General features: G+C 64.7%; 22 protein-coding genes and 1 tRNA gene. 14 read left to right on the top strand and 9 right to left on the bottom strand.

The annotated features are described in order from the left end of the window. Positions 1–6: 6 nt before the first annotated feature. Complete coding sequence (locus LH20_RS01505) at positions 7–1224, bottom strand: LL-diaminopimelate aminotransferase (RefSeq protein WP_053552700.1); 1218 nt, start codon at positions 1222–1224, stop codon at positions 7–9. 116 nt (positions 1225–1340) lie between these two features. Between LH20_RS01505 and LH20_RS01500 the strand changes: the two genes are divergently transcribed. The 3 genes from LH20_RS01500 to clpS all read left to right on the top strand — a co-directional run bounded on the left by LH20_RS01500 (position 1341) and on the right by clpS (position 4554). Next, complete coding sequence (locus LH20_RS01500; protein ID WP_053552699.1) at positions 1341–3128, top strand: PHA/PHB synthase family protein; 1788 nt, start codon at positions 1341–1343, stop codon at positions 3126–3128. 123 nt (positions 3129–3251) lie between these two features. Next, positions 3252–3986: a phasin family protein gene (locus tag LH20_RS01495; RefSeq protein WP_053552698.1), complete on the top strand. Its 735-nt coding sequence runs from the start codon at positions 3252–3254 to the stop codon at positions 3984–3986. Positions 3987–4188: 202 nt separating this feature from the next. Continuing rightward, positions 4189–4554: an ATP-dependent Clp protease adapter ClpS gene (clpS, locus tag LH20_RS01490; protein ID WP_442800445.1), complete on the top strand. Its 366-nt coding sequence runs from the start codon at positions 4189–4191 to the stop codon at positions 4552–4554. Here clpS and LH20_RS01485 read toward each other — a convergent pair whose 3' ends face one another. After that, complete coding sequence (locus LH20_RS01485; protein ID WP_053556007.1) at positions 4555–5046, bottom strand: winged helix-turn-helix transcriptional regulator; 492 nt, start codon at positions 5044–5046, stop codon at positions 4555–4557. 109 nt (positions 5047–5155) lie between these two features. Here LH20_RS01485 and LH20_RS01480 point away from each other — a divergent pair, with 109 nt between their 5' ends. Further along, positions 5156–5887, top strand: coding sequence for an SDR family oxidoreductase (locus LH20_RS01480; RefSeq protein WP_053552697.1), 732 nt, complete (start codon positions 5156–5158; stop codon positions 5885–5887). Then, positions 5884–6489: a 2-hydroxychromene-2-carboxylate isomerase gene (locus tag LH20_RS01475; protein ID WP_235527076.1), complete on the top strand. Its 606-nt coding sequence runs from the start codon at positions 5884–5886 to the stop codon at positions 6487–6489. Before LH20_RS01480 ends, LH20_RS01475 begins: the two co-directional genes overlap by 4 nt. Here the strand turns inward: LH20_RS01475 and LH20_RS01470 are convergent. Further along, complete coding sequence (locus tag LH20_RS01470; protein ID WP_053552695.1) at positions 6465–7418, bottom strand: DMT family transporter; 954 nt, start codon at positions 7416–7418, stop codon at positions 6465–6467. The two genes, LH20_RS01475 and LH20_RS01470, sit on opposite strands and share 25 nt — an antisense overlap. A gap of 97 nt (positions 7419–7515) precedes the next feature. Further along, the gene (locus LH20_RS01465; protein WP_053552694.1) at positions 7516–7992 is read right to left on the bottom strand and encodes a hypothetical protein; all 477 of its coding nucleotides are present in this window, start codon (positions 7990–7992) and stop codon (positions 7516–7518) included. A 176-nt stretch (positions 7993–8168) separates the two neighbouring features. Here LH20_RS01465 and LH20_RS01460 point away from each other — a divergent pair, with 176 nt between their 5' ends. The 4 genes from LH20_RS01460 (at position 8169) to acnA (ending at position 14215) form a co-directional block, all read left to right on the top strand. Beyond that, positions 8169–9818 carry a CHASE domain-containing protein gene (locus tag LH20_RS01460; RefSeq protein ID WP_053552693.1) on the top strand — a complete coding sequence of 550 codons (1650 nt, stop codon included), beginning with the start codon at positions 8169–8171 and terminating at the stop codon, positions 9816–9818. A 75-nt stretch (positions 9819–9893) separates the two neighbouring features. Further along, a complete protein-coding gene (locus LH20_RS01455; RefSeq protein ID WP_053552692.1) occupies positions 9894–10898 on the top strand; it encodes a LacI family DNA-binding transcriptional regulator in 1005 nt (334 codons plus the stop codon). Positions 10899–11085: 187 nt separating this feature from the next. Next, positions 11086–11247, top strand: a complete 162-nt coding sequence (locus LH20_RS22655) for a Flp family type IVb pilin (RefSeq protein ID WP_083455240.1) — start codon at positions 11086–11088, stop codon at positions 11245–11247. A 292-nt stretch (positions 11248–11539) separates the two neighbouring features. Then, positions 11540–14215 carry an aconitate hydratase AcnA gene (gene acnA / locus LH20_RS01450; protein ID WP_053552691.1) on the top strand — a complete coding sequence of 892 codons (2676 nt, stop codon included), beginning with the start codon at positions 11540–11542 and terminating at the stop codon, positions 14213–14215. Between the two features lie 60 nt (positions 14216–14275). Here the strand turns inward: acnA and LH20_RS01445 are convergent, their stop codons facing one another. Together LH20_RS01445 and LH20_RS01440 are read right to left on the bottom strand one after the other, a co-directional pair. Next, positions 14276–14779: a GFA family protein gene (locus tag LH20_RS01445; protein ID WP_053552690.1), complete on the bottom strand. Its 504-nt coding sequence runs from the start codon at positions 14777–14779 to the stop codon at positions 14276–14278. 64 nt (positions 14780–14843) lie between these two features. After that, a tRNA-Val gene (locus LH20_RS01440) sits at positions 14844–14919 on the bottom strand. 336 nt (positions 14920–15255) lie between these two features. Here LH20_RS01440 and crcB point away from each other — a divergent pair. Genes crcB through LH20_RS01415 form a run of 5 tightly spaced genes read left to right on the top strand, consistent with a single transcriptional unit; the run spans position 15256 to position 18326 of the window. After that, a complete protein-coding gene (crcB, locus tag LH20_RS01435; RefSeq protein ID WP_053552689.1) occupies positions 15256–15633 on the top strand; it encodes a fluoride efflux transporter CrcB in 378 nt (125 codons plus the stop codon). Continuing rightward, the gene (locus LH20_RS01430; protein WP_053552688.1) at positions 15630–16781 is read left to right on the top strand and encodes an RluA family pseudouridine synthase; all 1152 of its coding nucleotides are present in this window, start codon (positions 15630–15632) and stop codon (positions 16779–16781) included. Before crcB ends, LH20_RS01430 begins: the two co-directional genes overlap by 4 nt. Then, positions 16781–17404 carry an FMN-binding negative transcriptional regulator gene (locus tag LH20_RS01425; protein ID WP_053552687.1) on the top strand — a complete coding sequence of 208 codons (624 nt, stop codon included), beginning with the start codon at positions 16781–16783 and terminating at the stop codon, positions 17402–17404. Before LH20_RS01430 ends, LH20_RS01425 begins: the two co-directional genes overlap by 1 nt. Then, the gene (locus tag LH20_RS01420; protein WP_053552686.1) at positions 17401–17640 is read left to right on the top strand and encodes a hypothetical protein; all 240 of its coding nucleotides are present in this window, start codon (positions 17401–17403) and stop codon (positions 17638–17640) included. Before LH20_RS01425 ends, LH20_RS01420 begins: the two co-directional genes overlap by 4 nt. After that, complete coding sequence (locus tag LH20_RS01415; RefSeq protein WP_053552685.1) at positions 17637–18326, top strand: ATP12 family chaperone protein; 690 nt, start codon at positions 17637–17639, stop codon at positions 18324–18326. Before LH20_RS01420 ends, LH20_RS01415 begins: the two co-directional genes overlap by 4 nt. Before the next feature lie 33 nt (positions 18327–18359). On the opposite strand, the gene LH20_RS01410 is transcribed toward LH20_RS01415, so the two are convergent. From LH20_RS01410 to LH20_RS01400, 3 genes are read right to left on the bottom strand one after another with little or no spacing between them, the layout of a single operon-like run. Next, positions 18360–19163, bottom strand: coding sequence for a crotonase/enoyl-CoA hydratase family protein (locus LH20_RS01410; protein ID WP_053552684.1), 804 nt, complete (start codon positions 19161–19163; stop codon positions 18360–18362). Between the two features lie 16 nt (positions 19164–19179). Beyond that, positions 19180–19788: a 2-hydroxychromene-2-carboxylate isomerase gene (locus LH20_RS01405; RefSeq protein ID WP_053552683.1), complete on the bottom strand. Its 609-nt coding sequence runs from the start codon at positions 19786–19788 to the stop codon at positions 19180–19182. Positions 19789–19792: 4 nt separating this feature from the next. After that, entirely contained in the window at positions 19793–21325 is a 1533-nt protein-coding gene (locus tag LH20_RS01400) for an acyl-CoA synthetase (RefSeq protein WP_053552682.1), read from the bottom strand. Positions 21326–21346: the final 21 nt, after the last annotated feature.

Raw genomic sequence — 21346 nt, 5'->3', positions numbered from 1 at the left:
CGCGGGTCAGTTCCCGCTCGCAGCGACCGACGGCGTGTTGACGCCGTGCATCGACAGGAATTTGCGGATGTTGCGCGCGGCCTGACGGATGCGCTGCTCATTCTCCACCATCGCAATGCGCACAAAGCCTTCGCCGTCCTCGCCATAGCCGACGCCCGGTGCAACCGCGACCTTGGCATGGGTCAGCAGCTGCTTTGAAAATTCAAGGCTTCCCATATCCTTGAGCGCGGGCGGCAGCGGCGCCCAGGCGAACATCGAGGCGGGCGGGCTCGGGATTTCCCAGCCGGCGCGGCCGAAGCTTTCGACCATGACATCGCGGCGCTTCTGATACAGTTCGCGATTCCTGGCAACGATGTCCTGCGGGCCGTTGAGCGCCGCGCAGGCTGCGGCCTGGATCGGCGTGAAAGCGCCATAGTCGAGATAGGATTTGACCCGCGTCATCGCGGCGATCAGCCGCTTGTTGCCGACCGCAAAGCCCATGCGCCAGCCCGCCATCGAGTAGGTCTTCGACATGGAAGTGAACTCGATCGCGACATCTTTCGCTCCCGGCACCTGCAAAATGGAAGGGGTCGGATTGCCATCGTAGTATAGCTCCGAATAGGCAAGGTCGCTCAAGACCCAGACCTTGTTCTCCTTCGCCCATGCGACGAGCCGCTCGTAGAACGCAAGATCGACCGCCTCAGCGGTCGGGTTCGACGGATAATTGACCACCAGGATTGACGGGCGCGGCACAGTGAAGGCCATCGCGCGGTCGAGTGCGCGCCAGTAATTCTCGTCCGGGGTGGTCGGGACGCTGCGGATCGTCGCTCCGGCGATGATGAAACCGAAGGTGTGGATCGGATAGCTGGGGTTGGGCGCGAGGACCACATCGCCCGGGCCGGTGATCGCGGTCGCGAGGCTCGCAAGCCCTTCCTTGGACCCCATCGTCACGACCACCTCGGTTTCGGGGTCGAGTTCGACATTGAAACGGCGGGCATAATAGTTGGCCTGCGCGCGGCGGAGGCCTGGAATGCCTTTTGACTGCGAATAGCCGTGTGCGTTGGGTTTCTGCGCCACTTCGCACAGCTTGTCGATCACATGCTGCGGCGGCGGCAGGTCGGGGTTGCCCATCCCGAGGTCGATGATGTCCTCGCCCGCGGCGCGTGCTGCTGCTCGCATCGCATTCACTTCGGCGATGACGTAGGGCGGCAGGCGCTTGATGCGATAGAATTCATCTTCGGACATGGGAGACTAGAACAACTCCTTTTCGTGTGCGTTTGAATGGATGCGAGCGGCAATCTCGCCAGCCGCATCGCGGCTTGTTATAGGCAAATTGACGGCACTGACCAGCGGGAACGAACATGAGCGATGCGGGTAGCGGCAAGGGCGAAGACGAGGCGACCATCACGCGCAGCCCCTTTCTACCCTCGGCGGAGGATCTCCAGCATTGGGCCAGCGTGATGGCGCGCGCGCAGCAGATGATGGTCGACTTCGCGCTTGGTCAGGTCGACGCCCACAAGGCGGGTGCGCCGCTGCTCGATCCCGCCCATTGGCTGGGCAACGACGGCGCCGGGCTATGGGCCGAGCAAGGCGCCAAGATGTGGGAACAAGGCGCTGCTTTCTGGACTTCGCTCGCCGCACTCGCTCCGGGCTTCACCCCGCCCCCGCCCGCCGACAACGCCAAGGACCGACGCTTTGCCGATCCTGACTGGACCGCGAACCCTGTGTTTGCGCTGATCCGCCAGACCTATGGCCTGTTGTCGGACCAGCTGCTCTCGACCGCAAGGCAGGTGCAGGGGCTCGACGAGGCGGCGCGCGCAAAATTGGAGTTTGCAGCCAGGTCGATGACCGAGGCGCTATCGCCCACCAACCTTGCGGTCACCAATCCGGAGGTCATCAAACGCGCCGTCGAGACGCGCGGCGAGAGCCTTCTAAAGGGTCTCCGCCACATGCTGGCCGACCTCGCGCGCGGGCAGCTCAGCCACGTCGACCCCGATGCCTTCGAGGTCGGCGTGACCATTGCGACGACGCCGGGCAAGGTGATCCACGAGACCAAGCTCTATCAGCTCATTCACTACGCGCCGGTGACAAAGGAGGTGTTCACCGTCCCGCTCGTCATTTTCCCGCCGTGGATCAACCGCTTCTACATCCTCGACCTCAATCCGCAAAAAAGCTTCGTCAAATGGGCCATCGAACAGGGCCTCTCGGTGTTCATTGTGTCCTGGAAATCGGCCGACGCCTCGATGAAGGACCTGGTGTGGGACGATTATGTCGAAGCGCAGGTCGATGCGATCGACACGATCCGCGACCTGCTTGGGGTGCCGCACGTCCACGCGATCGGCTATTGCGTCGCGGGCACCACCCTGGCCGCGACCCTCGCCATGCTCGCAGCGAACGGCGAAGCGGACAAGGTCAAGTCGGCCACCTTCTTTACCGCACAGGTCGATTTCGAGCTTGCGGGCGATCTCAAGCTGTTCGTCGATGACACTTATCTTGCGTTGCTCCAGCAGCTGTCAGCGCAGGGCTATCTTGACGGCCGCTATATGGCCGCGACCTTCAACGCCCTGCGGGGACGCGACCTCATCTGGAACTATGTCGTCAACAATTATCTGCTCGGCAACGACTATCCGCCGTTCGATCTCCTCTACTGGAACGGCGACGTCACCAATCTGCCAGCGAAGTGGCATCGGCAGTACCTGGTTGATCTCTACCGCGACAACCGCCTCGTCATTCCGAACAGCCTCGCGGTATGCGGCGTCTCCATCGACCTCAGAAAGATCCGCACGCCCGCCTATATCCAGGCGGGCCGCGAGGACCATATCGCGCCGCTCGCCAGCGTCTGGCGGCTGATGGACCATCTTTCGGGACCCAGGACATTCCTCCTTGCAGGCTCAGGACACATCGCGGGCGTGGTGAACCCGCCCGCGGCCGGCAAATATCAATATTGGACCGGCGACAACACCGCCGCCAGCCTCGATGACTTCCTGGCCTCTGCGACCGAGACCAAGGGAAGCTGGTGGCCGCACTGGATCGAGTGGATCGCCGCGCAGGACAGCGCCAAAACGCCGGCGAAAGGCGCGCGCATCCCTGGCAGGGGCAAGAAAAAGGCGATCGAGGACGCGCCCGGCCGCTACGTCAAACAGCGATAATATCACGCGAATTTCCTGCGATCGCGCGCGCTTCCGAAGGGAATTTTGTGCGCTGCACAAAAATTCTCTTGAAATCGCTCAGCGGCTCCTATATTGTGCAGTGCAACATAAAGGAGTTGTTCCATGGCTACCAAGATGGACAGTGCTGAAACGGCTTTCGAAGCCGCAACGCTGGAAACCGCCGCCCAGCCGGCGACTCCTGCTGCTCCGGCCGTGGCCGAAGCCCCAGTCGCAGCCAAGGCCGCGGCGCCGAAGACCCGGACCGTGAAGGCGAATGCCAAGCCGGTCCAAAAGAAGGCGGCAAAGTCCGCCGTGAAGGCCGCTCACAAAAAGCCGGCTGCGAAGACGATTACCCCCAAGATCAAGGCCGCGCCCAAGCCCGTCGCCGCCGCCACCAAAGGATTCCAGACCATGAACGACACCGTCAAGAAGTTCGCCGAAGACGCCAAGGCTCGCGCGGAAGCGCTCACCGCCGACCTTCAGGAACGCTCGAAGGAGGCGCTCGCCAAGTCGAGCAAGCTCGCGGAGGAAGCCGTCGAATTTAACAAGGCCAATGTTGAGGCGCTTGTCGAAGCCGGCAAGATCGCGGCCAAGAACTTCGAGACCCTCGGCCAGGAAGGCGTCGCCTTCGCCCGCAAGAGCTTCGAAGAGACCTCGGCTGCGCTGAAGGGCTACACCGCCGTCAAGTCGCCCGCCGAGTTTTTCAAGCTCTATGCCGAGAACAGCAAGAAGGCGTTCGACGCCGCTGTTGCGCAGACCTCGAAGACCAGCGAACTCGTGGTCAAGATGGCGAACGACAGCTTCGCGCCGATCTCGAACCGCGTATCGGTCATCAGCTCGAAGATGAAGGCAGCCTAAGGGCCTTTTCTTCCCGTTGGCGCGGGCACTCTCTCCCCTCCTCCCCGCCTGCGCCGACGACACCAGGACCGCTCGCATCCTTTTCGGGATGCGGGCGGTTCTTGCTTGGGCACGATCCGCTTGGCGCGGGTGCGCCGGGAAAAGCAGGTTAATGCCTTCCCTCCCTCTTGCGATTCCGCCGCCGCGTGCGATATTCCATATGATGATGTTCTCTTTTCCGCTCTCCAGTCCCGTTCGCGCCATGGCGGACAAGGACGATGACGCGCCCGGAGCCCCCGGGGTCGGCATCGCAACGCGCACGCGCGCGAAGCCCAAGAAGCCGTCGATGTACAAGGTGCTGCTGCTCAACGACGATTATACCCCGATGGAATTTGTCGTGATGGTGCTGCAGCGCTTCTTCAACATGGATATCGAGCGGGCAACGCAGGTCATGCTTCACGTCCACCAGCAAGGTGTCGGCGTGTGCGGCGTTTTCAGCTATGAGGTCGCCGAAACCAAGGTGAATCAGGTGATGGACGCCGCGCGGCAGAATCAGCACCCCTTGCAGTGCACACTCGAAAAGGCCTGATCAGCCCGCCTTCCTCGCCCGCTCGGCTCTGAGCGCAGGCGATGGCTCCCCTTTCAGCTCGCCATAGCGGAGCAGCTCGCCGCAGCCCGGGCAGACCGTCGCGGTACCGACGTCGGCGCCGCAGGCGCGGTGAAAATAGCGCATCGCCGGACCGCCGCCGGTTTCGCCGTCGCGATAGGCCCAACGTTCGGCCCAGCAGCGCATCGCATAGAGGATGTCGAACAGGTCCTTCCCCTTTTCGGTCAGCCGATATCCGTAGCGCGGTGGCCGCTCCTGATAGGCTTCGCGTTCAACCACGCCTTCCGCCACCAGTCGCTTGAGCCGCGCCGAAACGAGCTGCGGCCCGAGGCCGCTGCTTGCCGTGATCGCCTCGAACCGTCCGCGCCCGAAGAACAGCTCGCGCAGGATGAGGAGCACTGCGCGGTCGCCGAGCAGCTCGGCCGCCCGGCCGATGGGGCAGAAGGTATCCGACAGATCGGCGCGCCGCGGCATGAGGGGTTCCCATCGCAAATGCTCCATCCCGCCGAATGCGAAGACCCGGCGTTTTTTCTTGTGACTATGATTATCATATCTACAATGACCCTCCAACAGGAGAGTCGCGATGGAGAACGGAGCTGCCATCATCGTCGGCGCAGGCGACGCCACGGGAGGGGCCATCGCCCGCGCCTTTGCCGCCGAAGGGCTGACCGCCTGTGTCACCCGGCGCGCGCGCGGCGCCGAGGCGCTTGAAAGCCTGGCGCAATCGATTCGCGGTGCGGGGCATGAGGCACGTGCCTTCCCCGCCGATGCCCGCGACGAAGCCGCGATCATCGCCCTGTTCGACCAGGTCGAAGCCGAGGTCGGCCCGGTCGAGGTGGCGGTGTTCAATATCGGTGCCAATGTGAACTTCCCCATCAGCGACACAACGGTGCGTATTTACACCAAGGTATGGGAAATGGCGTGCCTCGCGGGATTCCTGACCGGCCGCGAGGCTGCAAAGCGCATGACCCCGCGCGGCCGCGGCACGATCCTCTTCACCGGCGCGACGGCGAGCCTGCGTGGGGGATCGGGCTACGCCGCCTTCTCAGGCGCCAAGGCGGCGCTGCGGATGCTTGCCCAGTCGATGGCACGCGAGCTCGGGCCGCAAGGCATCCACGTCGCGCATGTTGTTGTCGACGGCGCGATCGATACCGAGTTTATCAAGGCTCGCCATCCCGATTTCGACCGCGCGAAGGAGGAGGAGCTTGTTCTCGATCCCGACGCGATCGCCGCCAATTATGTGATGCTCCACCGCCAGCCGAAAAGCGCCTGGACACATGAACTTGACCTGCGCCCGTGGGGAGAAAAATGGTGAAGCTGCAAAGGACCCTCGAGTTCATTTTCGATTTTGGCAGTCCCAACGCCTATCTCGCGCTGAAGGTGCTGCCCGAGCTTCTCGAGCGCACCAGTGCCGACCTTGTTCTCACGCCCTGTCTGCTCGGCGGCATCTTCAAGGCAACGGGCAACAAGGCCCCGATGCTCCAATTTGCCGACATTCCCGCGAAGCTCGCCTATGAGAACCTCGAGATGCGGCGCTTTATCGCAAAGCACGCGCTCGAGAAATTCCGGATGAACCCGCACTTCCCGATCAACACCCTGCTTGTCATGCGCGGGGCGATCGTTGCCGAGGAGGAAGGCTTTCTGAAGGGCTATGTCGATGCGGTAAACTGCGCCATGTGGGAGATGGGGCTGAAGATGGACGATCCCGCGGTTGCGGCAGCCTTCCTCTCGTCCGCCGGCTTCGAGGGAGCTGCGCTGCTCGCGCGGACGCAGGACCCTGCGATCAAGGCGAAGCTTGCCGCCAATACCGAGACGGCGGTCGCGCGCGGCGTCTTCGGCATCCCGACATTCTTCGTCGGGGACGAGATGTTCTTTGGCAAGGACCGGCTCGATCAGGTGGAGGCGGCGCTCGCCTGATCGCCCGCCGCCATCCCTGCTACCCATATCCCTGCAACGATCAGCACCAGACCCGCGATGTGAAAGAGGCGCAGAGCCTCGCCCAGGAACAGCATCGCAAGCCCCGCGCCCATCAGCGGCATGACGTTCAGAAACTGACCGGTCGCCGCCGATCCGATCAGCTCGACTCCGCGGTTGAAGAAAAGATAGGCGAGAAACGAGGGGAAGACCGAGACGTAGGCGATAGCGAGCGCGCTTTGCGGGCCGGCGACAATTCGCCGTCCGCCCGCCAGCTCAGCGATGTAGACGGGCGCGATCAGCAGGACGCCGACAAAGATAGAGGCGCCGAGCAGGCTCAGCGGATGCACTGTCGGCCGCCGGCGAAGCAGCACCGAATAAAGCGCCCACAGCAGCACCGCGACGCCGATGATCGCGTCCCCCTCATTCCATCGCAGCGCAACGAGCGCGGCCGGATCGCCGCGGCCGATGATCGCCAGCACCCCGGCGAGCGACACCAACACCCCTGCACTCTGCCGCAGGCTCGTCCGGTCGCGCATCACCAGCGCGCCCACGATCAGGATCAGCGCCGGCTGCGCCGCCTGGATCAGCATCGAATTGAGCGCGGTGGTCGTCTGCAGACCGGTATAGAGGAGGAGGTTGAACGATCCGATCCCCAACAGGCCGAGCACCAGCACGATCGGCCAGTGCGCGCGGAGCGTCTCCTTGTCGCGCTTCAGATGCGGCCAGGCGAGCGGCAGCAGCAACGCGAGCGCAATCGTCCAGCGCCAGAAGGCAAGCGCCGCGGGGGGCACCAGCTCGCGCGCGGCGCGCCCGACGATCGAATTGCCCGCCCAGAACAGAGCGCACAAGGTCAGCAGCACATAGGGCTGCGACCACAGCGCGCTCATCCCGCTGCGCATGCGCGCCGTTTCGCCTCGCTCAGTGCCCATCACCCTTCTCTGTCGCCACAGGCGCGAGGTGGCAACCGGGACCTTTGAAGCTTGGCTCGATCCCCCGTCCCCGTGAAGGCAGGGCGCGCCTCTTTTATCAAGGCACGTGGCTCAGCAAACATTTAAAGCCGTGCAGCCCGACCACCATCTCCCCGTCGCACTCCGGCGCAGCGATCAGCCGCAACCAGCGCCCCTGGGCGCCCAGGGGTGCAATTTCGACATCGAGAGTAAAGCCGCGGCGGTGCTCGATCGCATGCGCGCGCAACCGCTCCATGGCCGCCCGCGACCCCTCGCGATAGAGGGCAGCCGCCTCTTCGCGCAAAACCGTCGCCCCACGCGGAATGCCGAACAGATCATAGACGGTCGGCGACCAGGTCAGTCGGTTGCCCGAGAGGTCGCAGTGCCAAACGCCGACACCCGCGTGGGCCATGGCCTCACTCTCGCTTGCGGCGCCGATCCGCATATCCGCAGGCGGTCGGATGCCTTGCCGGTCAACCCATCCCAGATCGAAATGGCGCGCGCGCTCGAACAGCGGCCAGCTATGATACAGCGGCAACGGATAGTGATGGCGCAATGCCGGTGGCCCTCCCCTCACAATGCTAGCGCACGGCGCCTCGCAAAAGTCAACGGACCCGAAATTCTTCAGGGCCGCGTCCCCTCCGGCCAAAATGCGCTTGCTCTCGCCCCCCCGGCATGAAACAGGGAGTGGGAGAGGGGCGAAGCGCCCGCCCCCGTCAGCGGGATAGCCATATGCGAACATCGCTCTGGGCAGATCGGCTGATGGCCCTTTCGGTCCGGGCGATCGGGCTGGTAATCATGCTCGCTGCGCTCGCTGCCGCGGTCGCGAGCTTCTTTTACAACAAGAGGCAGGAGGCTGACCAGGCGGAGCGAATCGCGATGCAGGTCAACGCGCGCCTCGGCGATCAGCTTTCGATCCTCGAAGCCGTGCGCGCGCTTTATCAGTCGGACAGGACAACGGGCGGCACGAGCGTCCGCGCCTATCTCGCCGCGCTCCAGCCGCAGACCCGAGCGCCGGGAATGCAGGGCGTCGGGGTCGCCATCGCGATGGCGCGCGGCGCTCCCGCGCCGGTCGAGGCGCGCCTGCGCGAAAACTATGGCCGCGACATCACAGCCTGGCCGGCAAGTGACCAGCCCATCGGATTTCCGATCATTCTGATCGAGCCCGACAATGCTCTCAACACGGCTGCGCTTGGCTATGACATGTACAGCGAAGCGACCCGACGCGAGGCGATGCGCCGCGCCTGGCTGACGGGCCAGGCGGCGGCGAGCGGCGTTGTTAACCTGGTCCAGGAACGGCAGGCGGATCACACCCAGCCGGGTTTTCTGATCTATGTTCCCGTTTATCCGGAGCGGCCCCTGATCGACGGCGGCGCCGCGGCGCGCGTGGAAGAAGAGCTGAACCCGCCAACCATCGCCACCGCAGTCGGCGCGCGCCCGCTCGAGGCATTCGTCTATGCCCCGTTCCGCGTCCACGACCTGATGACCGCCGTGCTCGGCGAGCAGATCGAGGGCATCGAGGGCATCGAGGTATTCGCGGGCGAAGGCCCCTCGGCGCTCCGTGTCTTCTCGCACGGTCGGTTGGGCTGGGACGCGCACGAGCAGAAGCTGCAGGTGGCTGACCGGCAATGGACGATGCGCATATCCTACGGCCGCTTTGTCGACCGCCTGGGGCGTCCGCTCGCAATACTTCTGTTCGGGGTTGCAATCGCCTTTCTGGCGATTCAGCTCCACCAGATGCAGCACCGGCGGCTCGGCGCCTTCCAGGCGCTCGCCGAGGAAAAGGAACGTCACGCCGAGGATCGCGAACTCATGATGGGCGAGATGGCGCATCGGATGAAGAATGCGTTCGCCCGCATCAGCGCGCTCGCGCGCATCACGCTGCGCGAGTCGATGGATCTTGCCGATTTTGAAAGGCGCTTCGAGGGGCGCCTTCAGGCCTTGTCGGCATCGAAGCAGATGCTGGTCGCGGGTGCCGTCGACATGGTCGACCTCGGCGCGATCATCCGGCGCGAGCTGCATGTGGCAGGCTGGCCGGCGGAACGCCTTGTCGGACTGGCTGACCCTGAAATTCATCTTGGGGAGGATGCCGCGCAGGCAATCTCGCTCGCAGTGCACGAACTTGTCACCAACAGCATCAAATATGGCGCACTTGCCGGCCGGGGCGATCTTCGCGTAAGCTGGCGGCGCGAGGGCGACGAGGTCCAGCTCGATTGGGTCGAAAGCGGTCTTTCCGACACCCCGCATATCGCCACCGAAAGCTTCGGGACCCAGTTCATCCGCACGCTGATCGAGCGCCAGCTCAAGGGCAGCTGGACCCGGCGGGCGGGCGATCACAGCCTTGCTGTGGCGATCCGCTGGCCGCTTCCCGCACCGGATTGACAAGCCCCCGGCGCGCGGCGAGAGAAGCGGGCCGGTGCCGGCCTCGCGCCAGCGGCCACCCGACGGGGAGAGAAGATGCTGCGTCCGACATCCTTCGACGTTGCCGAGCGCGCGGGCGTTTCGCAGTCGACCGTGTCGCGCGCGCTGCGCGGCAGCCCTGGCGTCAATGCAGAAACGCGGGCCCGCGTCTCCGCCGCGGCGCGCGAGCTTGGCTATGTCGTCGACCGCCACGCCTCATCGCTCCGGCTCAAGAGCAGCGAGACGATCGCCCTCGTCACCATCTGCCGCCCGGGCGAGGATCGCAGCGCCATCAACCCTTTTTACTTCGCGCTTCTCGGCAGCATCGCTGCGGCAACGTCGGCGCGCGGTTTCAACCTGCTCGTCAGCTTTCAGGAAAGCCCCGACAATTTTCGCGCCGATTTCGTTGCCTCCGGGCTTGCCGACGCAATGATCGTCATCGGCACGACCAGCAACCGGGCCGCTTGGCAGTTTTTTGCCGACGCACAGGCATCGGGACTCGACTTCATCTGCTGGGGGAGTCCGGGCGATCCCTTCCACTGGATGCGCAGCGATAATGAGGTGGGCGGCCGCCTTGCTGCCGAACATCTCGTCGCCCGCGGGCGACGCCGCATCGCGTTCGTCGGCCCCCAGCAGTCACCGCAGCGCCAGTTTGACGAGCGGCGCGAAGGATTCGCCGCCGCGCTCGGCGCGCGCGGCATCGCTCCCATCATCGTCGAACCGCCCGCCGCACCCGACCGCCACGCGCAGGGCCTCGCCGCCGCCGCGCAGCTCCTCGCAGAAAATCCCGATGTCGACGCGATCTTCGCAGCAAGTGACATGCTCGCTCTCGGGGTGCTGCAGGGGCTCAAGGACGCGGGGCGCCGCGTGCCGGCCGATATTGCGCTGATCGGCTTCGACGGCATCCGAGCCGGCACACTCGTCGACCCTGCGCTCTCGACGATCGAGCCCGACCTCGACGCCGCGGGCGAGGCGCTCGTTGCGATGGCGCTTGAAGACACGGGCCACAGCCGCAGCGGCACCCGCATCCCCGTGCGACTTTCGCTCCGCGGCACCGCCTGAGCTCACCACTTGGCCCGTCCGGCTATTCGCCCGGCAAGGGGGCAGGCGCAAAGGCGTCCATCGCCACCGTGGCTGCGAACATTTTCGGCTTCGCGATTTTCCCGTTAACCTCTTCTCCCAACAATTGCTTTGGGCGCAGCCCTTATTTCACGCCAACGCAGCCCATGGACACCAAGGACGAAATCGCATGACGACCAAGCGTCTCATCAACGACCAGACGGGCGCGACCGCCATTGAATATGGGCTCCTCGCTGCGCTGATCGCGGTCGCCTCGATCGTCGCCTTCCAGATGCTGGGCCTCAACCTCGCCACCGTCTTCAGCACCATAGCCTCAGCACTCGGACAGTAGCGGCCGCCTTCGCCCGATAAGCGCTGCCGCGACCCTGTACATCCAAAAAGCCGTGCATTCCGCCCGTTATTCCGAACCGTCCGCCGAGCCCTCCCCGGCCGGTTTGACAAGGAGGTGCCATCCATGCCCGATCTCGCTGTGCAGCCGACGCAAACCCAGACCCCTTGCATTTCCCGCCCTCCGGCGTAAGGCGGCGCCGACATAAACCCGCGCGCGCGACTCCCTGCGGCCCCGCTCTCCTGACCGGGCCGGGGGCCGTCTTTCCCCGCCGCGCCCGAAGAGGGAACTGCACATGACCACCACCGGCCACGACACGCTTGGAACCCGTTCGACGCTCGACGTCGGGGGCAAGACCTACGCCTATTACTCGCTCGAAAAGGCCGCGGCAAAGCTGGGCGATGTGTCGCGGCTTCCCTTCAGCATGAAGGTTCTGCTCGAAAATCTGCTTCGTTTCGAGGACGGAGGCTTCACCGTCTCGGCTGACGATGTGCAGGCGATCGTCGACTGGCAGTCGAACCCCGTTTCGACCCGCGAGATCCAGTACCGCCCGGCGCGCGTGCTGCTGCAGGACTTCACGGGCGTTCCCTGCGTGGTTGATCTCGCGGCAATGCGCGATGCGATCGCCACGCTCGGCGGTGACACGTCGAAGATCAACCCGCTCGTCCCCGTCCACCTCGTCATCGACCACTCGGTGATGGTCGACGAGTTCGGTCATCCCAAGGCGTTCGAGCAGAATGTCGAGATCGAATATTACCGCAACGGCGAACGCTATGACTTCCTGAAATGGGGGTCGAAGTCGCTGTCGAACTTCAAGGCGGTGCCCCCGGGCACGGGCATCTGCCACCAGGTCAATCTTGAGCATATCGCGCAGGCCGTGTGGTCGAGCGAGGATGCTTCGGGCGAGACGGTCGCCTATCCCGACACCTGCGTCGGCACCGACAGCCACACCACGATGATCAACGGTCTTGGCGTACTCGGCTGGGGCGTCGGCGGGATCGAGGCCGAAGCCGCGATGCTCGGCCAGCCCGTGTCGATGCTGATCCCCGAAGTCGTCGGCTTCAAGCTCACCGGTCAATTGAAGGAAGGTGTTACCGCAACCGACCTCGTGCTCACCGCGACGCAGATGCTGCGCGCCAAGGGCGTCGTCGGGCGTTTCGTCGAGTATTTCGGACCGGGCCTTGCTTCGCTCAGCCTCGCCGACCGCGCGACTCTCGCCAACATGGCCCCCGAATATGGCGCGACCTGCGGTTTCTTCGGGATCGACGACAAGACGCTCGATTACATGCGCCTCACGGGGCGCAGCGAAGAGAATATCGCGCTGGTGGAAGCTTATGCCAAGAAGCAGGGGCTGTGGCTCTCGGCCGACATGCCCGACCCCGTCTTCACCGACACGCTCGAACTCGACATGGGTACCGTCGTACCGAGCCTCGCCGGGCCGAAGCGGCCGCAGGACAAGGTCGTGCTGACCGAAGTCGACGATGTGTTCAACGCCGATCTCAAGGCGGTCTACGGAAAGAGCACACCGAAGCGCGTCGCGGTCGAGGGCAAGTCACACGACATCGGCGACGGCGATGTGGTGATCGCCGCGATCACCAGCTGCACCAACACCTCGAACCCCGGGGTCATGGTCGCCGCGGGCCTCGTCGCCAAGAAAGCGAACGAGCGCGGTCTGAAGCCGAAGCCGTGGGTCAAGACCAGCCTGGCGCCGGGGTCGCAGGTCGTCACCGACTATCTTGCCAAGGCGGGGCTGCAGGAGCATCTCGACGCGATCGGCTATAATCTTGTTGGATATGGCTGCACCACCTGCATCGGCAATTCGGGGCCGCTGGCGGAGCCGATTTCGGCTGCAATCAACGGCAATGATATCGTTGCCGCCTCGGTCCTCTCGGGCAACCGCAACTTTGAAGGCCGCGTGTCACCCGACGTTCGCGCAAACTTCCTCGCCTCGCCGCCTCTCGTCGTCGCCTATGCCCTGAAGGGAACGGTGACCGAGGATTTCACCACCACGCCGATCGGGCAGGACAAGGAGGGCAAGGACGTCTTCCTCGCCGACATCTGGCCGACCAATAAGGAAGTCGCCGATGCGATTGGCGGGGCGGTCGATCGCGAAATGTTCGAAGCGCGCTACGCGCATGTCTACCAGGGCGACGCGCACTGGCAAAAGATCGAGGTCGAGGGCAGCGATACCTATCAGTGGCGCGCGGGCTCGACCTATGTTGCAAACCCGCCCTATTTCGAAGGGATGGAAATGACCCCGGCGCCGGTGTCGGACATTGTCGGCGCGAAGCCGCTCGCGATCCTCGGTGACAGCATAACGACCGACCACATCAGTCCCGCGGGCAGCATCAAGGCGGACAGCCCGGCCGGTAAGTGGCTGATGGAGCATCAGGTAAGCAAGGCCGACTTCAACAGCTATGGCGCTCGCCGCGGCCACCACGAGGTCATGATGCGCGGAACGTTCGCGAACATCCGGATCAAGAACGAAATGGTTCCGGGTATCGAGGGGGGCATGTCGCGCTACGGCTCCGAAGTGATGCCGATCTACGACGCGGCGATGCGCCACAAGGCCGACGGGACACCGCTCGTTGTCATCGCCGGCAAGGAATATGGCACGGGATCGTCACGCGACTGGGCGGCGAAGGGCACGAACCTCCTCGGCGTCCGCGCGGTGATCGTCGAGAGTTTTGAGCGAATCCACCGCTCGAACCTCGTCGGCATGGGGGTACTCCCGCTGCAGTTCCAGGACGGCCAGACGCGCGAGACGCTCGGTCTGACGGGCGACGATGTCTTCACGATCACCGGCATCGCGGACCTCAAGCCTCGTCAGAGCGTAACCGTCAATGTTACGCGCCCCGACGGCTCGACCTTCGCGTTCGACACGCTCTGCCGCATCGATACGGCGAACGAGATCGAATATTATATGAACGGCGGCATCCTCCACTACGTGCTGAGGAAGCTCGCGGCCTGAGACGAAAACGGGGGCGAGGGGTATCCTCTCGTCCCCCTCCGTGCCCGAGCGGCGCTGCGATCAGTCGATCCATAGCCCCTGGTCTTTGTGCCATTCCTCGATCGATTGCTCGGGATAGAGGTCAAAGCTCTTGTCACCTGCGCCAATCCTTGGTTCTGCCCAGCCCGCCTTGTATTTGAGCATGAGGTGAACGCGCGATGGCGGGACCGGAAGGTCCGAATCGATAGCGCTTGCAAAGGGATGGACCAGCTCGGGCCACGTCGGATCATAGAGCCACAGCGCCGACCCGCAGGAACGGCAAAACCGCCGCTCTCCGCTCGACAGGCCGCAGCCTTCATGTTGCTCGTCGGCGATGCGCGCGCGGTAGACCCCCAGATTGTCTGCGCCATCGACCCTGAGCGACGCCGCGTCGGCGCCAAGGTTGATCGCATAGCCGCCACCGCCCTGTTGCTTCCGGCAGATCGAGCAATAGCAAAGCTGATAGGGCACCGGCGTGTGGCTCTGAACCGAGAAGCGTACCGCGCCGCAGCGGCAGGAGCCTTCGAGGAGGCATGGCGCGAGGATATCCTTCCGCTCTTGCCGCCGACAGCCGACACAGCATCAAACGCGGAAGAGAAAGGAAAGTTCGTGGTGGGCGCTGACGGGCTCGAACCGCCGACCCTCTCGGTGTAAACGAGATGCTCTACCAACTGAGCTAAGCGCCCTTCCGTAAAGGGAAGCGCGCCCCTGCCACAGAGAGCGCGCGCTGGCAAGCGGCCGCAATCGTTTCTTCATGGATGATATGAACCGGATGCAGTGACCGCACTCGCCGAGGATTGCTCCCGCGCCGGCCGCTCGGCGCCGTCCCCCCGCCTTTCAGCCTCCATCAGGGCGCTATCGCTTGCCCAGGACACAAAGCGCAACCGCGCGCGCATCGCGGAGCGCCGTCTGCGCCCTTGGGGTTTGCGGGGCGTCATGCCGCCCCGCATCAGTGCTCGCTCTCGTCGAGCCCTGGCGACGCAATTCTTTGCCTCGGCCGCTTTTGCGGCTAGGGCGGGCGCATGAACGGCCTTTTCCCTGTCATGATCGGCGGCGCAATTGGCGCCGGCGCCCGCCATATCGTCGGTCAGCTGATGCTGGCTCGGTTCGGGCCCGGCTTTCCGTGGTGGACGCTGTCGATCAACATATTGGGCAGCCTGCTCATGGGCGTGCTGATCGGCTGGTTCGCGCGGAGCGGGGGGAGCGACACGGCGCGCCTATTTCTTGGCGTGGGAATCCTGGGCGGCTTCACGACCTTTTCCTCTTTCAGCCTCGAATTCTGGATGCTCTTCGAACGCGGCGCCATCCTGCAAGCTGCCATCTATGTCCTGTCCTCGGTGATCGCCGCCATTGCGGCCTGCGGCCTTGGAATGCTGATCATGCGCGAGCTTCCGGCATGAGTGCGCCCGCCCAGGATCGCGACGCAGCCGTCGTCGCTGAAGAGGATGACGGCATTCGTCTCGACCGCTGGTTCAAGCGCCACCGGCCGGGCACACCGCACGCGCTCCTGGCGCGCTGGGCACGGTCAGGCGAGCTGACCCTCGATGGCCGCAAGGCCGACGTGTCGGACCGCATCGAGGCGGGACAGCGCATCGCGATGCCCGTCCCGCCCGCCGCCCCTGCTGCGCGCCCGGCGCGCAAAGGACGTCCGCTCACCGACGCCGACGTCGCACTCGCTACATCGATGGTGCTCCACCGCGATGCGAGCGCGCTGGTGCTCGACAAACCCCCCGGCCTTGCAACGCAGGGTGGCACCAAGACGGACAGCCATGTCGACGGTCTGCTCGATGCGCTTCAGTTCGACGCGGCTGTGCGCCCCAAGCTTGTCCATCGCCTCGACAAGGATACGTCGGGCGCGCTGCTCGTCGCGCGCACGCCGCGCGCGGCGGCCTGGTTCGCCAAAGCCTTTTCAAACCGCAGCGCGCGCAAGACCTATTGGGCGATCATCGTCGGGGTGCCCGACATCGCGCAGGGCGAAATCGACCTGCCGCTCGCGAAGCAACCCGGATCGGGCGGCGAGAAAATGCATGTCGACGAAAAGGGGCTGCCCTCGAGGACGCGCTACCGGATCATTGAGCGCGCGGGCAACAGCGCTGCATGGGTCGAATTACAGCCTCTGACCGGGCGCACCCACCAGCTTCGCGTGCATATGGCAGCAATCGGCCACCCAATCGTCGGCGATGGCAAATATGGCGGCAAGGGCGCCTTCCTGACCGGAACGATCAGCCGCAAGCTTCACCTGCACAGCCGCCGGCTTCGCGTCGATCATCCCGATGGAGGCGCACTCGATATTTCGGCGCCGGTTCCCGACCATTTCGCCGCAAGCCTGGACGCGCTCGGCTTTGACCTGCTGCTCGGTGATGTCGTCGCCGAAGAGGCGCCGAAACCCTCAAACCGAACGATCGAGAAGGCGAAAGCCAAGGCGCATGCGAAGCAGGTGCGAAAGGCGCGCCGCGGCGAGCGGCGCGGACGCGCCGAAGCCAAGGCCAAGGGCCCTGCGAAACGCGCCCCGGCCAATCGCAAGGCGCCTCCCAAAAAGCCCCGCTGATGCACCCCAACTCCGCCTTCCGCCCCGAGCAGGACGATCTCGCCGCCTTGCTTGTGCGCGAGATCGGCTTTGCCGCGATCTTCGCCGGCACGCCTGACGGCCCGCGGGTCGCTCATGCGCCGGTGATCCTCAGTGAGGACGCAACGACGCTGCAATTTCATCTCGCGCGTGGCAATGGGTTGACGAAGCATCTCGCAGGCGCCGCGGCGCTGGTGGTCGTGCAGGGTCCCGACGCCTATGTCAGCGCGAACTGGTACGCCGATCAGACAAAGGCGGTGCCAACCTGGAACTATGTCGCAGTCGAGATGGAGGGCGTGCCCCGCCAACTCGATGATGCCGGTCTCGTCGCCCAGCTCGACGCGCTCGCAGCGCTTCACGAAGCCCGGGCCGGCGAAGATCCGCCTTGGACGCGAGGCAAGATGGATCCGGCCTGTTTCGGCAAGCTGACGGGCGCGATCCTCGCCTTTGAAATGCCCATCACCGCCTGGCGCCCGACGATCAAGCTGTCGCAGAACAAGGATGCTGACGAGCGAGCGCGCGTCGCGGACGGTATCGAACGTACAGGCCACGGCGCCCTCGCCCATTTGATGCGTGAGCTCGGCGGCGCTAGGAAGAACGCATGACAACCACGGCAAACGACGCCCTCGCCAAGAAGCGTTTCATCGCGCTCAACGCCATCCGCATCACGGGCGCTCTTTTCACCCTCGCGGGCTTTGTGCTGATCCGTGGCGGCTGGACCCTCGCCGGCCAGCCTGCCGACCGATGGATAGGAGTCGCCGTGGTGCTGGTCGGCCTGTTCGATTTCACGGTGATGCCAAAGATCCTCGCGCGGCGCTGGCGGTCGCCCGACGCGCGATGAAGAGGTTCTGGAAAGAGGCCAAGGCCGTTGCAGCGGACGGCGGATGGGGCATCGCGCTCGATGGGCGCGCGGTAAATACCCCAGGGCGCGCGCCGCTCGTAGTCGCGAGCCGCGCGCTGGCTGAAGCCATTGCGGCCGAATGGGGCGCGCAGGACAACCGGCTCGATCCAGCGGCGATGCCGCTCACCGGACTTGCCAACGCCGCCATCGACCTTGCGCGCCCTGACCCCGCCACCTTCGCCGCACCCATCGCCGCTTATGCCGAGAGCGACCTTCTGTGCTACCGCGACGCCCGCGACGCCGCGCTCCAGGCCGAGCAGGCCGCGGCGTGGAACCCGCTGCTCGCATGGGCCGAGGATCGCCACGGCATCGAATTCACCCTCGCGCAGGGCGTCATTCCGGTCGACCAGCCGCCCGCCACCGTTGCGGCGCTGCGCGGCGCGCTTCTCATCTACGATCCTTACCGCCTCGCCGCGCTGACGCCCATCGTGACCATTGGGGGTTCGCTCGTCGCCGCGCTCGCGCTTGCGGAGCGCGCATTCGACGCCGCCGCGCTGTGGGAGGCGGTCAACCTCGACGAACTCTACCAGGAACGCCGCTGGGGCGCCGACAGCGAGGCGCAAAAAGCGCGCCGACGGCGCGAAGCCGACTGGAACAACGCGGCGCGCTTTCTTGCGCTTCTTTGACGAAGCTGTCCGGCTCGAGCCCCCGGGGTCAAGTCAATCCACGAAATTCGGCTTCCGCTTCTCCATCCCTGCCATCACCGCCTCCATCTGATTGGGAGTGCGGATGACCTTCACCTGTTCATCGCTTTCGGCTTGCAGGATCTCGGCGTCGGTGGCGTCGGCGAGCATGTTGCAGAGGCGCTTGGCACCGCGAATGGCGTGCGGATTCTTGTTCGCGATCACCTCGGCAAGCTCGAGCGCCTTCGCCAGGGGATCGTCGGACACATGGGTCGCAAAGCCCAGCATCTTCGCCTCCGAGCCTGTAAATTCCCGGTTGGTGTATATCAGCTCGCGCAGCACGTCGTCGGCGACCTGCGTACGCCATAGCGCCATTCCGGCAACATCGGGGACGAGGCCCCAGCGCATCTCCATGATCGCGATGCGCGTGTCGGGGTGGACGATGCGGATGTCGGCCGCCGCCATGATCTGACTGCCTGCGCCGAATGCAACACCATGCACGGCGGCGATCACCGGCACCGGCAGCTCGCGCCAGCCCCATGCTGCATATTGGGCGTTGTTCGCAATTCCGCGCGTACGATCGGACAAGCTGCCCCCCGCGCTGCTCGCGCCCGGATCACGCTCGGCGCTGAGGCTGGAGAGGTCAAGGCCTGCGCAGAAGGCGCGCCCCTCGCCCGACAGAACGACGACGCGAAGGCCCTGCTGCGCCTTGAGCTCGTCGACGGCCTCGGCCAGCGCCGACCACATCGCTGCGTCGAGGGCATTGAGCTTGTCGGTACGGATAAGCCGGACATCGGCGATCCCGCCGTCCAGCATGGTGATGGAAATCCGGTCCTTCATGGGAGAGTCCTTCGCGTCAGCGTTTGAGGGCCGCTTCGACGAGCGGCAATTGGTCGTTTCCGAAATACATGTCGTCGCCGTCGACGAAGATGGTGGGGGAACCGTAACCGCCGCGCGCGATGACCTCCTCGGTGTTCGCGCGCAGCCGCGCCTTGACGGATTCGCTGCCTGCCGCGGCGCGAATCGCCGCCCCGTCGAGCCCCTCGGCGTCGGCGACGGCCTCGAGCACGTCAGGATCGTCAAGATTTTCCTGGCGATCGAAGTAGCTCGCAAAGGCAGCGCGCGCGAAACGGACGAGCGAGGACTGGTCGTCCTCGAGCGCTGCGGCAAAGCGCATCGCGGTCACGCTCTTTGCAGGGTGCCATCTTGAGGGGAAGTTCATCGGGACACCGGCAAGCTGCGCCCAATCTTTCAGTACCTTCCAGCTGTGCTGCATCCGCCGGTTGTCGGCCTGCTCTCGCGCGGCATAGATCGCCGGGTTTACCGCATTGAACACCCCGCCGACCAGGATCGGGCAATAGCGCGCGCTCACGCCGTTGCGCTCGAGTATGGCTGGCAAATTGTGAAAGGCGAGGCAGGTCCACGGGCTCGACAAATCGAAGAAGAATTCGACGCGGTTGGTCATCGGGTCACGCCCTTTCCTTCGCCTGCTCCCAATAGCGGTCGCGCAGCAGCCTCTTGTAGAGTTTGCCCGTGTCGTGGCGCGGCAGCGCATCGAGAAAGTCGATCCGGCGCGGGATCTTCACGCCCGAGAGTTTCTCCCGCGCGTATGCGATCAGCTCGTCGCGAAAGGCGTCGGTTGCATCGGCCATGTCCGCCGGCTGGACTACCGCAATCACTTCTTCGCCCATTTCCTCGTGCGGCCCGCCGACCACGGCAACGTCGGCGACCTTGGGATGGGTGACAAGGTGGTTTTCGATCTCCTGCGGATAGATATTCACCCCGCCGGAGATGATCATGAAGCTCTTGCGGTCGGTCAGATAAAGAAAGCCGTCTGCGTCGAGCTTGCCGACGTCCCCGAGCGTCGACCAGCCTTTTGAATTGCGGCTGGAGGCAGTCTTCTCGGGATCATCGTGATATTCGAAGACGCTTTCACTTTCGAAGAAGACCGTCCCTTCCTCCCCGACCGGCACCTCGGTTTCATTATCCTCGCCCACGATATGGACGACGCCGTTGATCGCGCGGCCCACCGTGCCCTTGTGCGCAAGCCAGTCCTGGCTGGTCGCAAAGGTCATGCCATTGCCCTCCGACCCCGCATAATATTCGAGCAGGACCGGCCCCCACCAGTCGATCATCGCCTGCTTGACCGGGATCGGGCAGGGCGCCGCGGCGTGAATTGCGCTCTTCATCGTCGATACATCATATTGCGCGCGCACCGCCTCGGGCAGCTTCAGCATGCGGACGAAATGGGTGGGCACAAATTGCGCCGCGTTGCAGCGATAGTGCTGGATCGCCGCAAGCGCGCCTTCGGGATCGAATTTCTTCATCAAGACCACCGTCCCGCCCAGACGATGGATCGTCATCGACCAGCGCAGCGGCGCAGCGTGATAAAGCGGTGCGGGCGAGAGATAGATGCTCTCGGAATTGATGCCGAACGCCATCGAGGCGAGCATGACCAAGCTGTTGGGCGCATCGATCGCCGGCTCTTCGGGCAGCGGCACGCGCACGCCCTTGGGCCGCCCGGTGGTCCCCGACGAATAGAGCATGTCGACACCGGCACGCTCGTCGGCGATGGGATCGGCGGGCATCCTTGCGAGCTCATCCTCGATCTTCGGCCAGCCGGCAATCTCGCCGCCCATCGAGAAGCGTTCGATCTTCGTCTGGAGCTGAAGCGCGGCCGGTGCAAGGCTCGCGGCCACCACCAGCATCTTCGCGCCCGAATTTTCCAGAATATAGTCGGTCTCGTCCTGCGTCAGCCGCGACGAGATGCAGACATAGCGAAGCCCAGCGCGCTGTGCGCCCCAGGTCAGCCCGTAATAGTGCGGCGTGTTGTCGAGCATGAAGGCAATGACATCCTCATGCTCCAGCCCATGCGCGCGGAACATCTGCGCCGCGCGGTTCGACGCTGCGTCGAGCTCTGCATAGCTGATCGCCTCGCCCGTCTCGGCGACGATGACCGCCGGCTTTTGAGGATTGGTGCGGGCATGGACTGAAGGGTGCATCGGGCATCGTCTCCGGAGCTA

This window comes from Sphingopyxis sp. 113P3, from assembly GCF_001278035.1.
Classification (GTDB): Bacteria; Pseudomonadota; Alphaproteobacteria; order Sphingomonadales; family Sphingomonadaceae; genus Sphingopyxis.
Note: the sequence above shows the minus strand (reverse complement) of the source record. Positions and strands in the feature narration are given on the sequence as shown.